This is a genomic window from Mesorhizobium sp. L-2-11 (assembly GCF_016756595.1).
Classification (GTDB): domain Bacteria; phylum Pseudomonadota; class Alphaproteobacteria; order Rhizobiales; family Rhizobiaceae; genus Mesorhizobium.
In genome coordinates this window covers 6038235-6052231 of sequence record NZ_AP023257.1, presented here as the reverse complement: position 1 = coordinate 6052231, position 13997 = coordinate 6038235, and the positions used below count along the sequence as shown (strand labels likewise).

At 62.4% G+C, this 13997-nt stretch carries 10 protein-coding genes and 3 pseudogenes; 5 read left to right on the top strand and 8 right to left on the bottom strand.

All coding sequences use genetic code 11. The features are described from left to right. Window positions 1-167 precede the first annotated feature (167 nt). The 5 genes and pseudogenes from JG739_RS28865 to JG739_RS28845 form a co-directional block, all read left to right on the top strand. The gene (locus JG739_RS28865; RefSeq protein WP_010913996.1) at window positions 168-1718 is read left to right on the top strand and encodes a hypothetical protein; all 1551 of its coding nucleotides are present in this window, start codon (window positions 168-170) and stop codon (window positions 1716-1718) included. Continuing rightward, window positions 1715-2617, top strand: a complete 903-nt coding sequence (locus tag JG739_RS28860) for a terpene synthase family protein (protein ID WP_096453947.1) — start codon at window positions 1715-1717, stop codon at window positions 2615-2617. Before JG739_RS28865 ends, JG739_RS28860 begins: the two co-directional genes overlap by 4 nt. 84 nt (window positions 2618-2701) lie before the next feature. Next, on the top strand, window positions 2702-3757 hold the full coding sequence (fni, locus tag JG739_RS28855) for a type 2 isopentenyl-diphosphate Delta-isomerase (RefSeq protein WP_010913998.1): 1056 nt from the start codon (window positions 2702-2704) through the stop codon (window positions 3755-3757). A gap of 405 nt (window positions 3758-4162) precedes the next feature. Further along, entirely contained in the window at window positions 4163-5815 is a 1653-nt protein-coding gene (locus tag JG739_RS28850) for an MFS transporter (RefSeq protein WP_096453949.1), read from the top strand. A gap of 356 nt (window positions 5816-6171) precedes the next feature. Then, window positions 6172-6375, top strand: a pseudogene (locus JG739_RS28845) (cold-shock protein); the annotation flags it as partial. 1460 nt (window positions 6376-7835) lie between these two features. Here the strand turns inward: JG739_RS28845 and JG739_RS28840 are convergent. The 8 genes and pseudogenes from JG739_RS28840 to JG739_RS28805 all read right to left on the bottom strand — a co-directional run bounded on the left by JG739_RS28840 (window position 7836) and on the right by JG739_RS28805 (window position 13888). Continuing rightward, the gene (locus JG739_RS28840) at window positions 7836-8360 is read right to left on the bottom strand and encodes a tyrosine-type recombinase/integrase (protein ID WP_446720517.1); all 525 of its coding nucleotides are present in this window, start codon (window positions 8358-8360) and stop codon (window positions 7836-7838) included. Between the two features lie 287 nt (window positions 8361-8647). Beyond that, window positions 8648-9847: an IS256 family transposase gene (locus JG739_RS28835; RefSeq protein ID WP_202362577.1), complete on the bottom strand. Its 1200-nt coding sequence runs from the start codon at window positions 9845-9847 to the stop codon at window positions 8648-8650. Window positions 9848-9913: 66 nt separating this feature from the next. Beyond that, complete coding sequence (locus tag JG739_RS28830) at window positions 9914-10129, bottom strand: hypothetical protein (RefSeq protein ID WP_244749617.1); 216 nt, start codon at window positions 10127-10129, stop codon at window positions 9914-9916. Then, window positions 10126-10281 (bottom strand): annotated as a pseudogene (locus JG739_RS28825) (tyrosine-type recombinase/integrase); the annotation flags it as partial. The gene JG739_RS28830 and the pseudogene JG739_RS28825, both read right to left, overlap by 4 nt. 29 nt (window positions 10282-10310) lie before the next feature. Further along, window positions 10311-11198, bottom strand: coding sequence for a dihydrodipicolinate synthase family protein (locus tag JG739_RS28820; RefSeq protein WP_069093303.1), 888 nt, complete (start codon window positions 11196-11198; stop codon window positions 10311-10313). 18 nt (window positions 11199-11216) lie between these two features. Next, the gene (locus JG739_RS28815) at window positions 11217-11855 is read right to left on the bottom strand and encodes a LysE family translocator (RefSeq protein ID WP_010914002.1); all 639 of its coding nucleotides are present in this window, start codon (window positions 11853-11855) and stop codon (window positions 11217-11219) included. A gap of 84 nt (window positions 11856-11939) precedes the next feature. Then, window positions 11940-12629 (bottom strand): B3/B4 domain-containing protein, encoded by a 690-nt coding sequence (locus tag JG739_RS28810; RefSeq protein ID WP_096453950.1) that lies wholly within the window; start codon window positions 12627-12629, stop codon window positions 11940-11942. 316 nt (window positions 12630-12945) lie between these two features. Further along, window positions 12946-13888: pseudogene (locus JG739_RS28805) on the bottom strand (IS630 family transposase). Window positions 13889-13997 lie beyond the last annotated feature (109 nt).

The window sequence follows — 13997 nt, the reverse complement described above, 5'->3', positions numbered from 1 at the left end:
GCAAGCCTATGCGGCGGACCGGCCCCAGCATGGGGCGCGTCGCCGCGCCGGAGCAGGGCGGCCGTCCGGCGCTGCCCGTGCGCCGGGCCGCGACGGGCCTGCGGCGACGTGCGCGGCGTCTGCCCGATCCAGGTTCCCGTCAACTGTCTGCAGAAGGAACATACCGCGTGAACGCGCTGTCCGAACAGATCCTTTCCGAATTGCGCCACCTGCTGATCGAGATGAGCGACGGCGGCAGCGTCGGTCCGTCCGTCTACGACACGGCGCGAGCTCTGCAGTTCCACGGCAACGTCACCGATCGGCAGGACGCATACGCGTGGCTCATCGCGCAACAACAGGCCGATGGCGGATGGGGAAGCGCGGACTTCCCGCTGTTCCGCCATGCGCCCACCTGGGCGACGTTGCTGACATTGCAGCGTGCCGATCCTCTTCCCGGCGCGGCCGACGCAGTCCAGGCTGCAACCCGGTTCCTCGAGCGCCAGCCCGATCCCTACGCGCATTCGGTGCCGGAGGACGCGCCGATCGGCGCGGAGCTGATCCTGCCGCAGTTGTGCGGCGAGGCCGCATCCTTGCTGGGCGGCGTGGGGTTTCCGCGCCACCCGGCGCTGTTGCCGTTGCGGCAGGCGTGCCTTGTCAAGTTGGGGGCGGTGGCGACGTTGCCGAGCGGCCATCCGTTGCTGCACTCCTGGGAAGCCTGGGGAACGTCGCCGACCACCGCATGCCCCGACGACGACGGCAGCATTGGCATCAGTCCGGCGGCCACCGCCGCGTGGCGTGCGCACGCCGTAACACATGGGAGCACGCCGCAGGTCGGGCGCACCGACGCGTATCTGCAGGCGGCATCGCGGGCGACGCGCAGCGGCATCGAAGGTGTCGTTCCCAACGTCTGGCCGATCAATGTGTTCGAGCCATGCTGGTCGCTGTACACCCTGCATCTGGCCGGGCTGTTCGCGCATCCCGCGTTCGCCGATGCCGTGCGCGTGATCGTCGCGCAGCTCGACGCCCGCATGGGCGTGCGCGGTCTGGGCCCGGCCTTGCACTTCGCAGCCGATGCCGACGACACCTCCGTTGCGTTGTGCGTCCTGCGCCTTGCAGGTCGCGACCCGCCGGTCGATGCGCTGCGCGATTTCGAAATCGGCGAGCTATTCGTCACCTTCCCCGGCGAGCGCAATGCCTCGGTGTCGACCAACATCCATGCCCTGCATGCGTTGCGACTGTTGGGAAAGCCCGCCGCCGGCACCAGCTACTACGTCGAGGCCAATCGCAACCCGCACGGTCTATGGGACAACGAAAAATGGCACGTTTCGTGGCTGTATCCCACCGCGCATGCGGTCGCTGCGCTGGCGCAAGGCAAGCCCCAGTGGCGCGACGAGCGCGCGCTGGCGGCGCTGCTGCAGGCGCAGCGCGATGACGGCGGCTGGGGCGCCGGTCGCGCGTCCTCATTTGAGGAAACCGCCTATGCGCTGTTCGCGTTGCACGTCATGGACGGGAGCGAAGAGCCGACAGGGCGCCGGCGCATCGCGCAGGCGGTGGCGCGTGCGCTGGAGTGGATGCTCGCTCGCCATGTGGCGCATGCATTGCCGCAGACGGCGCTGTGGATCGGCAAGGAACTGTATTGCCCCACCCGGGTCGTGCGGGTGGCCGAACTCGCCGGGTTGTGGCTGGCGCTTCGTTGGGGGCGGCGCGTCCTGGCCGAGGGAGCAGGAGCGGCGCCATGATCCAGACCGAACGCGCGCTGCAGCAGGTGCTGGAGTGGGGGCGTTCCCTGACAGGGTTCGCCGACGAGCATGCCGTGGAAGCGGTCAGGGGCGGCCAGTACATCCTGCAGCGCATCCACCCGAGCCTGCGCGACACCTGCGCCCGCACTGGCCGCGATCCGCAGGCCGAAACGCTGATCGTGGCGTTCTATCGCGAACTGGCGCTGCTGTTCTGGCTCGACGATTGCAACGACCTTGGCCTGATCGCGCCGGAGGAGCTCGCCGCGGTGGAGCAGGCGCTGGGGCAGGGCGTGCCGTGCGCGCTCCCCGGATTCGAGGGCTGCGCTGCTCTGCGCGCTTCGCTGGCCGCGCTCGCCTACGATCGTCGCGACTATGCTCGGCTGCTCGACGACACTCGGTGCTACTGCGCGGCGCTGCGCGCCGGACACGCGCAGGCGGTAGGGGCGGAACGCTGGTCCTACGCCGAGTACCTGCACAACGGCATCGATTCGATCGCCTACACGAACGTGTTCTGTTGCCTGTCGTTGCTGTGGGGGCTGGACATGGCGACCTTGCGCGCGCGTCCGGCGTTTCGCCAGGTCCTGCGGCTCATCTCCGCGATAGGGCGCCTGCAGAACGATCTGCATGGACGCGACAAGGACAGGTCGGCGGGCGAGGCCGACAACGCGGCGATCCTGCTGCGGCAGCGCTATCCGGCTATGCCTGTGGTGGAGTTCCTCAACGACGAGTTGGCCGGCCATACGCGCATGCTGCACCGGGTGATGGCGGAAGAACGCTTTCCCGCGCCGTGGGGAGCGTTGATCGAGGCCATGGCGGCCATCCGCGCGCAGTACTACCAGACCTCGACCAGCCGCTACCGCAGCGACGCTGCGGGGGGAGGCCAGCGTGCGCCCGCCTGAACGGCGGGATGCGGCTGCGTGCGCGCGCTGCCGTCGGTCCGATCCGATGCAACGCCGTCCCCCGATGCGACGGATGGAGCGAGCATGAGCGATAGCGACAACATCCCGAGCCGGCGCAAGGACGACCATCTGGACATCGTGCTGGATCGGCGAACGGCGCCGGCCACGGTCGCCGCCGGCTGGGAGTACATCCGTTTCGAACACTGCGCATTGCCCGAGTTGGACCTGACGCAGATCGACCTGCGCGCCTCGCTGCTGGGCAAGACCATGCGCGCGCCGCTGCTGATCAGCTCCATGACCGGCGGCGTGCTACGCGCCGAGGCCATCAACCGGCATCTGAGCGAGGCAGCACAAGCCTTGGGGATCGCCATGTGCGTCGGTTCGCAGCGCGTGAGCCTGCAATCCCGCAACTCCCAGGGGCTGACGCGCGCGCTGCGCCGCATGGCCCCAGACATTCCCTTGCTGGCTAATATCGGCGCCGCGCAACTGCGCGAGGCCGACGGCCTGGACCTGGCGTGCCGGGCGGTGGATGCGCTGGAAGCCGATGGACTCATCGTCCATCTCAATGCGCTGCAGGAAGCGGTACAGCCGGAGGGCGACCGCGACTGGCGCGGCGTCCTGGCGCAGATCGCTCGCGCCGCGCGCAGCGTGGACGTGCCGATTGTGGCCAAGGAAGTGGGGTCGGGCCTGTCCGCCTCGGTGGCCTGCGCGCTCGTCAAGGCGGGCGTGGCGGTCATCGATGTCGCCGGCGCCGGCGGCACCAGTTGGGCCGCGGTGGAGGGCGAGCGCGCCCGCGATGCCGCCGACCGTGCAGTGGCGATGGCGTTCGCCGACTGGGGGATTCCGACCCCGGCCAGTGTGCAGGCGGTACGTCGGGCGCTGCCAACTGTGAAGCTGATCGCGTCGGGCGGGATCCGCGACGGCGTCGACGTGGCCAAGGCCATCCGCCTGGGCGCGGACATCGCCGGGCAGGCGGCCGGCGTGCTGCGCGCGGCGACGGTGTCCACCGAGGCGGTTGTCGCGCATTTCGAGATCGTCATCCGCCAGTTGGCCGTTGCCTGCTTCTGCACCGGCTCGGCTGATCTGGCGGCGTTGCGTCAGGCGCGGTTGTTGCCCTCGGCGCATCTGCCCGCCGGTTGATGCCGGCGTCGCCCGCACGTGGCGGCGGGCGCCTAGCAGGCTGCTGAATACCTACGCCAAAGATGACTACTGATCCACCTTGGCGAGGCGGTTCAATGCGCGGGAGCTCGTGATCACCAGAAGGGAAGTCGATGCCCAGGACGTGGCTTGGTTGGAGACGCTAAGGAACGTCAAACTGACGATTCTTGTAACGTGGTCGGGGATCGAGAGCGACAGGATCGAACCGGTCTCGTCCCGCATAGCGGAACGATAGCTCCACCGGAAGCATTCGGTTCTGCCACAGCATCGGCCAGGCAAAAATAACTTGCGTTGCGCAGATAAAATGCCCTGATCCTGCCATTCCTCCATGGGCACGTGGGCGGGGAGAAATCTCATACAACTGGCAGCGAAGGGAGGCTCGGCCCAATGAGCGGGGTGGCGCGTGAAGAAGTTAATCCGGTGTCATCGGCAACGTTCGCGCCGCTCGAGAATTCAACTTTCCGTCCGATCTGGATTGCCACACAGGTATCCAGTCTAGGGTGGCTGATTCAAATGGTTGCCATCAGTTGGCTGATGGCGACCATTTCGACATCGGATGTGATGGTCGCCTTGGTGCAGGCTTCGACAACCTTGCCCACATTCCTCCTGTCAATTATCGCCGGCGCCCTAGCGGACAATTACAGCCGCCGCAATCTCATGTTCGCTGGCTGGTGCGTGATAGCATCGTCCTCGACGATGCTGACTGTTCTTGCAGGTCTCGGAATTTTCAATCCATGGATGGTTCTTGCATTCAGCTGTTTGGCCGGAGTAGGCGCCGCTTTCACCGACCCCGCCTGGCACGCGTCGGTTGGCGATATCCTGCGAAAGCGCGATGTTCCGGCCGCCGTCACGCTTATTTCGGTCGGATATAACGCCGTCCGAAGCATCGGTCCCGCTCTCGGTGGAGTCGTCGTTGCTTCCTTTGGCCCTTTGACGGCTTTCGCAGTGGCGACGCTTACATATCTGATGCTGCTGTGGACCATAGGGCGCTGCAAATGGCAAGTTCGCCCGTCACCGCTGCCGAGTGAACCATTGACCACGGCGATCCATGACGGAGCGCGCTTCACTGCCCTGTCATCCGAAATCAAGGCAGCAATTGCCCGCGGTGCCCTCTTTGGGCTGACGAGCATCTCTATACTAGCGCTCTTGCCTCTCGTCGCCCGCGATCAGCTGGGGGGAGGGCCAGTCGTTTACGGCATCCTGATGGCCGGCTTCGGGACCGGCGCCTTGTTCGCCGGCATCTGCAACAACATTCTGAGACGGAGGCTGTCCCAGGAACGTTTGACGACACTGTCGTGCATCGCCTGTGCGGCTTGTTGTCTATCGCTTGCTTTCACCCCCTCGGTGGCGGTGGCGGCTATCGCGCTGGCGCTCGGCGGCGCGGGCTGGGTCGTGACCTGGACCGGGCTGGACGTAAGCGTCCAGTTGGCGAGTCCAAGGTGGGTCGTTGGTCGCACGCTCTCGATCTATTACGCCCTTTCATCCGGCGGCATCGCGGCTGGCAGCTGGCTGTGGGGTACGGTGGCCGAGAGCTATTCGCTGAGCTCGGCTCTGGAGCTTTCAGGTGGCGCGCTGCTGCTGGTCGCTGGCACCGGCTTCCTGCTGCCCATCCGTCAATGGAAAGATTCCGATCAGGCTCCTCTTGGCTTCGAAACGCCTCAGGTTGCCCTGGATTTGAAGCCCCGAAGCGGGCCGATCGTCGCCAAGATCGAATATTCAATACCCGAAGCAAATGTCGAAGCGTTCCTGGAGCAGATGCGGGAACGGCGGCGAGTACAAAGCGGCGTTGGTGCGCGACACTGGAATCTCCAGCGCGACCTCCAGCAGCCTTCGCGTTGGACAGAAACCTTCCGCACCCCGACCTGGATGGACTACCTTCGCCTGAACCACCGCCTTACGGCAGCCGACAAGGAGTTGGACCAGCGTCTCCTCGCATTGCACCTGGGAGAGCTTCCTCCTCGAACCACGCTTGCGATCGAGCGGCCGACTGGAGCTGGCCGCAAGCGGGACCAATCGATGCGGTTCTTTTTCCGGCGTTGACATCCGTCCAGGCGTCCGCGCTGGTGAGACAGGATGGGTTGGAAACGAGCCACCGCTCTCACCATCCGTTTTGCAGATCGGCTTCGATCCATTCGAGTGGTTGCCGAGCCGGCATACTGGGCGGCTCAGACGTATCCTTGTCGGAGAGATTCCTCGGCACTCGAGCGTCTTGCAGCGCGTTGCGCTCAAGCTCACCGGCACCTGTTCGGTGCGTTCCCAAACAGAGCAATGGCTTTTCGCGCCGCAACCCCGAGGTGGGTAATTCTGGTTTTTGCTGGGTTTAACTCTACGAAATATGAACAGGATCGGCTTCACGGCCCGTCTGGTTCGCACTGGCCACAGAGGAATACACAGATATGGCGACCGGAACAGTGAAGTGGTTCAACAGCACCAAAGGTTTTGGCTTAATCCAGCCCGATGACGGCGGTCAGGACGTTTTCGCCCATACTCCAGCTGTAGAACGGGCTGGACTTTCAAACCTCGTTGATGGGCAGAAGATCAAGTACGAGATCGAGCAGGACCGCCGTAGCGGCAAGTCCTCCGCAGGTAGTCTCAGCAAGGGTAGGCTGATTTTCTCGTCGGACCCGCAGAGCGCGAAGGATAAGTCAAGCCGAAGGTACCATCGTCATTCGCGGGGCGTATCGCGACGGACTCTCTTTTACGAGACGATCCTGATGCGTCACGCAAACGGTGAATCACGAACGCTCTCGCCGCAAACCCCTTCCGCCCGGAAATCTGCCCCGGTTACGGCTCTCGGCGTATCCCAGAGTTGGGAGAAGCTTCTGCCAGACTACAACTGTAACCTCATATCGGTTTAGCAGGTCAAGCGTCGGTGGTACCCTGATTGGGTAAATTAACGACTTTGGAGGCCGAGCAATGGATCGCGATAACAAACGGGCACGCGCAGCTGCAAGTTCATCCCAAGACGTGGGGAATCGCAGTACCCTCCGTGACCTTCCATACGGACCATTGACCGATGTTGCAGAACGGCTGGTAAGCGCTAAACCCGCGCGATACAGCGCGAAATCTTGGGACCTTCAAAGAACTCGGGAGGCGAGAGCGCATAGCCGTTCGGGGCACTCGAACCGAGCCAGAAACTGACCTCGCGAAGTTTGAAACGCGGACCAATCAGCTTGGACGATCAGCCGTCGATCTGGGAGATAAATTGACTGCCGGGTTGGGACACACCTCGGATGAAGTAGCATTGGAGCAATTCAGAGCAGTCAGTAATGTGTCTCATTACCTTCGGTCAGAGACACAAGATAGTATTGTTAATCGCATTGGCAACATGGATCCACCTTCGCAAGCTATCGGAGCGCTTTACGCTGCGCAAAACTTCAGCAAGTTTAACGCTGAAAATAAAGCTCGCATTTTTGATCAGGCCGCTGAATTGGCTACCGATCCGGATGGCCACGTCAGGTCGACAGCATCCAATGCTATGTACGCGATGTATCACCAGTTAGATCCAAATCAACAGGGCCAAGCTCACTCAATTCCCGGCATGCAAGACATCTTGCCGCAGATGCCTCCTCCGCGGCATGCAGCAGAGGAACGCAGTGCGGATCTGGACGCCCACATAGCAGGTATTGGGGCTGCAGTCCGTGATACAGTTGGCCCGCAAACCTCCCACGAACAGCTGCAGCGGGGTGGTCAAGTCGGCCGGGACATAAGCCACTCCTACAATCACGCCCGAGAGGATCTAATGGAGGCTAGGAGAAGCAGAGATCGCACCGGCCGTTGAGGTCTCGGCCATGGCAGTAACGCTTCCTCTCCCGAATTCCGTTCACGGCCTTGCTGTTTCCAATTCCCTGGCCGTCGACGTAGCTGCTTAGTGAAACTTTCAAAATCCACGTCTGCCGGGTGGCGCGATGCAAGCATCGCACCACCCGCTGCGGCATCGATCTGTCGAGCGTCGGCATCGCGACCTCGGTTCGGTGTCTGAAGCAAGCGCAGCATCAGCACGGCTAATTCGGCCATGGAACAATGTCTTCTACAAAAACGACGTCCCCCAACATAGCCATTAGCATCGCGTGCTCACTCGCCTTGGGGTTCTGTGCGGCAAGTCTGTACGCAACCTTCCGCCACGGGGGTAGCGGCGAGGCTCTGATGGCGTTTGATGTCCGTGCCTTTTGGTTTGAGACGCCCTTCTATTTGGGTATTTGTTCAGCAGCGCCTGCACGCCGTCGGCGCTCAGCTTGCCGCCGTGCGTGTTCGGAAAGAGAGCCGTTGCGCCCCGCTTCCTGGGCTCGTTGAGCCAGCCCCGAAGGGCTTGCTGTGCAACCTTGGTGAGCGGCGTACTTCGCTCCTTGCGGCCCTTGCCAACGCATCGCACGTGGGCACCGTGCCCCAGCATCACCGAGTCCCGGTCGAGATCGATGATCTCCGAGACCCGCAACCCCGTTTGCGCGGCCAGCAACAGCAGAGTGTGATCACGCCGTCCCAGCCATGTGCTGCGATCCGGACAGGCCAGGATCGCTTCAATCTCGGGCCTGGTGAGAAACTGAAGCTGTCGCTTGTCGCATCGCTTGCTCGGGATCGCGAGCACGCGTTGAATCTGGGCGCTATGGGCCGGCTCCTCGAACGACGCATATCTGAAGAAAGACCGAATGGCCGTGAGGCGGAGGTTCCGGGTCCTCACTGAGGCGGATCGCAGTGTCTCAAGGTCCTCCAGGAATGCACCGATGAAAGGCGCGTCCAAATCCCGCAGTGTCAACTGCGACGGAGAGTTGTGTGCGTCAAGTTCTGCAAAAATGGCGTGGCATTCAGCGGTGACGTTGGCGTGTCCGCCGCGCAGCCCCCGTGTTTAGCGGAGCGGCGGACATGGCGGCCGCGTCAGGCGGCCAGTGCCCTCAGGTTCTCCTTCTTGTGCTCGCGCAGATGATCCATGTTGAGGTAGCGGGTCGCCTCGAGCCAGTTCTCGTGGATCTCCACCGCCAATGCCCGAACCAGCCGCAAACAGCTCTGCGGGTTGGGGAAGATGCGAACGACCAGGGTGCGCCGCTTGATCTCCTGGTTCAGCCGCTCCAGCATGTTCGTCGACTTCATGTGCTTGTGATGCGGCAGCGGCAGCCGATAGAAGCTCAGCGTCTCCTCGATGTTGTTCTCCACCCAATCCACCAGCTTCGGGTATTTGGCCTGCCATTTGGCGATCCACTGCGCCAGGTCGCGCTTGACCTCGGCGAGGTCGCGCCGGTCATAGAACCATCTGAGCTCCATCAGGCAGTCGTCATCGACCTTGCGCGGCACATAATCGAGCGCGTTTCTGAGGAAGTGCACGTAACAGCGCTGCCAGACTGCCTCGGGCAGGACTTCGCGGATCGCTGCCCTGAGCCCCGGATGGTCGTCGGAGACGACAAACTCGACGCCGGCGAGCCCGCGCTGCTTGAGCCCTGCCACGAACGCGCGCCAGCTCGAATGGCTTTCACGGTTGGCCAGCTCGACACCGAGCACCTGGCGCCGGCCTTCCCAGTCGACGCCGATCGCCACCAAGACGGCCTGGCTGGCGATCACGCCGGCCTCGCGCGCCCGCTCGTAGCGCGCGTCCAGAATGAGGTACGGGTAAGGTTCGGCAAGCCGCTGCTCAAAGAACGCCTTCAGCGCCTCATCCAGCCGCGCCGTCGCCTGGCTTACCGTCGAGGCCGAGAAGGAATGGCCGCACAGATCCTCGGTGATCGCCTTCACCTTGCGCGTCGACACGCCTTGCACGTACATCTCGACCAGCGCCGATACCAGTGCCTTCTCCGAGCGCTGGTAACGCTCAAACAACTCCGTCGAGAACCGGCCGGCCCGATCTTGCGGAACCCGAAGTTCCAGCACGCCAACCCGCGTCACAAGCTTGCGTTCGTAATAGCCGGACCGGTAACCAACCCGCTCCGTCGTCCGCTCGCCTTTCTCGGCCCCGATCGCCTCCGTCATCTCGGCTTCCAAAGCCTCCTGCACCACAGTCTGCAAAACTCTGCGGAAGCCGTCCTCATCCGACAACAGCAACGCTTTCAACTCGCCTCTGCTCAGTCTAACCTCTCGCTTGGTCATGGCACTTACCCTTCCACGGGAATCGGTGATCGCAACGTCACCAGCGTGCCATGGCCGCCCCTCGCCTCAGAGTAAGGGCTGTTCTCTCTCCAGAGCTTTTTGCAGAACCTTCAGAACACTATCCGACGGAGACCTGCCAAGGCGTGTCTGCGCGAATGCAAACAGGAGCCGGAAGGTGTCGCGATAGGAGGCGATGGTGTTGGAGCTTACGCCTCGATGTCGCATGAGCCGATCGGTGAACCACCGCTCGATCAGCACGGCCAGATCGTTCGAGGCACTCATGAGCGAACCTCCCACCGCTCATCCAGCAGTCGCGCGGCATGGGTCATTAGCTCCGGCGCGGCGGATAGATACCAGTAGGTGTCGCGAACATTGGCGTGGCCGAGAAAGGTCGAGAGGACCGGCAGTTCCCGCTCGACATCTTCGCCCGCACGCAGTTGCACTGGGCATGCCCTGTGCTCGGCTATTCGAGCTTCTCCAATGCCTGCCTAATGTCATCTCCGGCGTCCTCCGGCAACGGCAAAATAGGGCGCGGTGGCTGGACGTGCGCCAGACCGAGGTAGTCGGCGATGACGAACATAACGCGGAAGCTGCCGTAGTGTTTGAACAAGGTCCAGAGCGGCCCGAAAGCGCGGTTCAACCGAGTGGACTCCACCGCGTCGCCGGACTGCGCTGCACGCGTCAGCGCAAGCGCCGGGACCGGCAGCAGACCTGCCGCAACGCTGTACCAGGTGTCACATCCGGCAAGCAGGGCATCCGCCGCGCCCCAATCGCCGCTGTATCCGATTGTGAACGTGTCAGGCGTCATCGACCGCAAACGTGCCAGTTCCCCCGCGTAATCGTCATTCGCCGCCAGAGGCATTTTCACCGCGACGATGTTGGACACCTCTGACAGCCGGGCGATCAATGCGTCGCTGAATGTGAAGCGCGTGGTGCTTGGATTGTTATATATGCACAAAGGCAATTCCCCCGCCTCGGCCACCGCGACGAAGTGCTGGAAGACTTCGTCCTCGTTCAGGGGAACGTAGGACATCGGTGCCAGGAGCAGGCCGTCAGCGCCAGCGGATTTGGCATCGCGCGCCAGAGCCTGAGCTTCATCGGTACGCAATGCACCCACACCCACGACAAGAGGCGTTTTGCCGCCGATGCATTCCACGGCAGCCTGAACGGCACGCTTGCGTTCTTCCCTGGTGAGGTAAGCATAACCGCCCGTGCTCCCCAGAAGGCCGATGGAGTCCGCTCCGGCGCGTTGAATACGCTCGAGAAAACGAGCCAGACCCTCGGTGTCGACATGCCCTTCCGCATCGGTTGGCGTAAGGGGGAACGCCGACAGGCCGCGAAACAAAGTCATCATCCATTCCTTTCGAAACTACATACGGGAAAGCAGCATACGCAGCCCGGCGAACGCGAAGAACATCGCCAACAGACTTTCGATCCAGCGGCGGCAGCGGCGATATAGAGCCACCATAGGCGGTGTGGAGAAGACAATGGCGTAGCCGCAGAATATCGTGACACTTAGGATGGCGCAGCCACCCAATATCGCTGCGATGCTTTGCCACGATGAATTCGGACCGATCCCCAGCGTGACGAGCGCGATCCATGCCAGCACGGATTTTGGGTTCGCCAAATGCATCAAGAGGCCCTTCCTATAGAGCTCACCCCGCGAAAGAGCGACTTGGTCGGTCGATGCGCGCACCGCCAGCTTCTCGTTCGACGTAAGCGCCGACCGTCCCGCCCTGAAGGCGAGGAATAGCAGGTAAAGCCCCCCGAAAACCTGCAGAACGAGCAGTGCCTGGGCGTACCTGGCCAACAGGGCGGAGATGCCGGTGGAGGCCATAAAACCCCAAAAGATCGAGCCGCTGACGACGCCGGAGGCGAGCATGAGCGCAGCACCTCTGCCGCGCGCCATCGCAACCCCCATAATGCGCATGTTGCTCGGGCCGGGGCTCCCCGCGGCAATGACATATGCAGCAAAGACGATGAGCAACTGATGGAGATCGACATTCATTCTCTCAGCCCTTGATAATCTCGATCGGATCGATCGCGCCGGATGCCCCGGGCGGCCATGGATCCACTCGCTCGACCGGAAACCTCATCCGGCGATGGCAATTTCTTGGCTCGCGATTTTGCAGCCAGGCATCAAGGCATTCAGCCCTCCGACCATGGCATCCGTCGCCTCTGCCAATGCATCGTCCGGCATGGTCTCCAACGCCTCCAGTACGAACCACATCCGGCCTGTTAGGGTCTTCAGGCGGGTTCGAGTGCCCTGTCGCCAGTTCCAGCGTCGGCAGGTGACGCCAATGTCGTCGCGCCAGATGACCTCACCGGGCAAGGGAGGATCGTTGACCGCCTCTCCATTCACCATGGTGTCGAACGTCTCACTCCCGTCAGCGATCGTCAGGTGGGGTCTTCCGACATAGGCGTCAAAATTCTCTCCACCCACCGGGACTGCGTATTTCAGGCTGATGGCGTTGTAGAGATCGACGATCGGGTTGATCGTCGAAAGAGTGCCGTCTTTCAGAACCCGCTTTCTGAGGGCCTGGGCTGAGCACGGCGTACGGTTAGGCTTCGCGCCAAAGACGGCGTAGGCGTCGGACCAACTCGCCAGATGAGCTTCTGCCCAAGCCGGGCCATCCGCCAACGCGCAATCGCAGGCTTCACCAAGCAATCGGGGATCGAAACGTCCTTCTTCAGCTGAAGTGGCATCGACGTAGACGCTCACGGCTCTAAATCCCGATGCAATACTCTTAATTCGAGCGTCGATGATGGGACCCTCAAACATCCAGGCAACTCCATCAGTTCGAGCGCAAGCAATCCATGACCGGCGCGACCAGTCACGATCGCTTCCCTGACTGCAAGCCAATATTGCAGTTCACTGGTCCAAACTAAACTGCCACTTTTGGAGATTTTAATTGGTCCAGTATGAGGAGGGTTCTCGCAGCACGGGAGCGACGCGTCGAATTTATCAATCCCTGATCAAGCAGATCCAGGCCGGAGCGTACGGGTGTCGGTGACGCCACCCAGTTCTCCGCAAGCAAGCGGCCCACAAGTTCCCCATGATCCGGTCATGCTGTTGTGAACCCTAGAGCGGGATGATTTTAGGTTGAACAGTATCCGGCGTTTTCGAAGTAGTTGTTGCATTCGGTTGCGGTGAGGCCATCGAGGATTTCGCCGATCGCGCTGCAGACAGTATCGACGGTTCGGCGCGCCGCCTTTCTGAGCCAGTGCTTGAGCTTGGCAAAGCTTGCTCGATCGGGTTCAGATCGGGCGAATATTTCGGCAGGAGCAGGAGTCTGGCACCGACGCCGCGAATGGCGCGGCGCATTGCCTTGCCCTTGTGCGAGCCGAGATTGTCCATGATCACGATGTCACCGGGTTTAAGGGTCGGAACCAGAACCTGCTCGACATAGAGCCGGAACCGCTCGCCGTTGATCGGTCCGTCGATCAGCCATGGCGCGTCCAGGCGATCATGGCGCAGTGCCGCCAGGAGTCATGGTCTGCCAGTGGCCGTGCGGGACCTCGGCATAGAGCCGCTCCCCGACCGGCGCCCAGCCGCGCAACGGCGCCATGTTTGTCTTGGTCCAGGTTTCGTCGATGAACACCAGGCGTGAAGGATCGATCGCTGCGCGATACTTCAACCATTGCTGACGCCGGCGCGCGATGTCGGGACGCCTCTGTTCGGCCGCGACCAGCGTTTTTTTTATAACTAAGCTTCTCCTCGCGAACGAAGGCCCAGACCGAGCGATAGTCCACCTTCAGGCCGCGTTCGGCCAGTTCCGCGACCAGCCCACGCAAGGTGAAGGCCTCATTGCGGCAGCGCTCAACCAACCAGTCGCGGTGGGCGCCGCGGATCTTCTTGGGCTTGTGTCCACCGATCTGGCCGGGGCTGACGCTGCCTGTTTCTCGAAAGCGCCCCACCCATCTGATTACCGAGCTGATGCCGACATCATAACGCGCCGCTGCTTGCCGGCGCGAAAGCCCCTCCTGCTCAACCGAAGCGACAACCCGGTCCCGAAGATCGTTTGAATATGGCTTGCCCATCCATGCCGGCCTCCTTCTCCCAGCCAGCATCTTGAATCTGATTTGCAGACCCTTGGGAATCCCCTTCGATTCAATCCAAATTCATCCCGCTCTAGGGCATTATGGTCGA

Excerpts from the sequence above, each read along its gene's own strand:
- JG739_RS28860 (WP_096453947.1), top strand. The coding sequence starts at position 1,715 with ATGATCCAGACCGAACGCGCGCTGCAGCAGGTGCTGGAGTGGGGGCGT.
- fni (WP_010913998.1), top strand. The coding sequence starts at position 2,702 with ATGAGCGATAGCGACAACATCCCGAGCCGGCGCAAGGACGACCATCTG.
- JG739_RS28850 (WP_096453949.1), top strand. The coding sequence starts at position 4,163 with ATGAGCGGGGTGGCGCGTGAAGAAGTTAATCCGGTGTCATCGGCAACG.
- JG739_RS28835 (WP_202362577.1), bottom strand. The coding sequence starts at position 9,847 with ATGACCAAGCGAGAGGTTAGACTGAGCAGAGGCGAGTTGAAAGCGTTG.
- JG739_RS28830 (WP_244749617.1), bottom strand. The coding sequence starts at position 10,129 with ATGAGTGCCTCGAACGATCTGGCCGTGCTGATCGAGCGGTGGTTCACC.
- JG739_RS28820 (WP_069093303.1), bottom strand. The coding sequence starts at position 11,198 with ATGACTTTGTTTCGCGGCCTGTCGGCGTTCCCCCTTACGCCAACCGAT.
- JG739_RS28815 (WP_010914002.1), bottom strand. The coding sequence starts at position 11,855 with ATGAATGTCGATCTCCATCAGTTGCTCATCGTCTTTGCTGCATATGTC.
- JG739_RS28810 (WP_096453950.1), bottom strand. The coding sequence starts at position 12,629 with ATGTTTGAGGGTCCCATCATCGACGCTCGAATTAAGAGTATTGCATCG.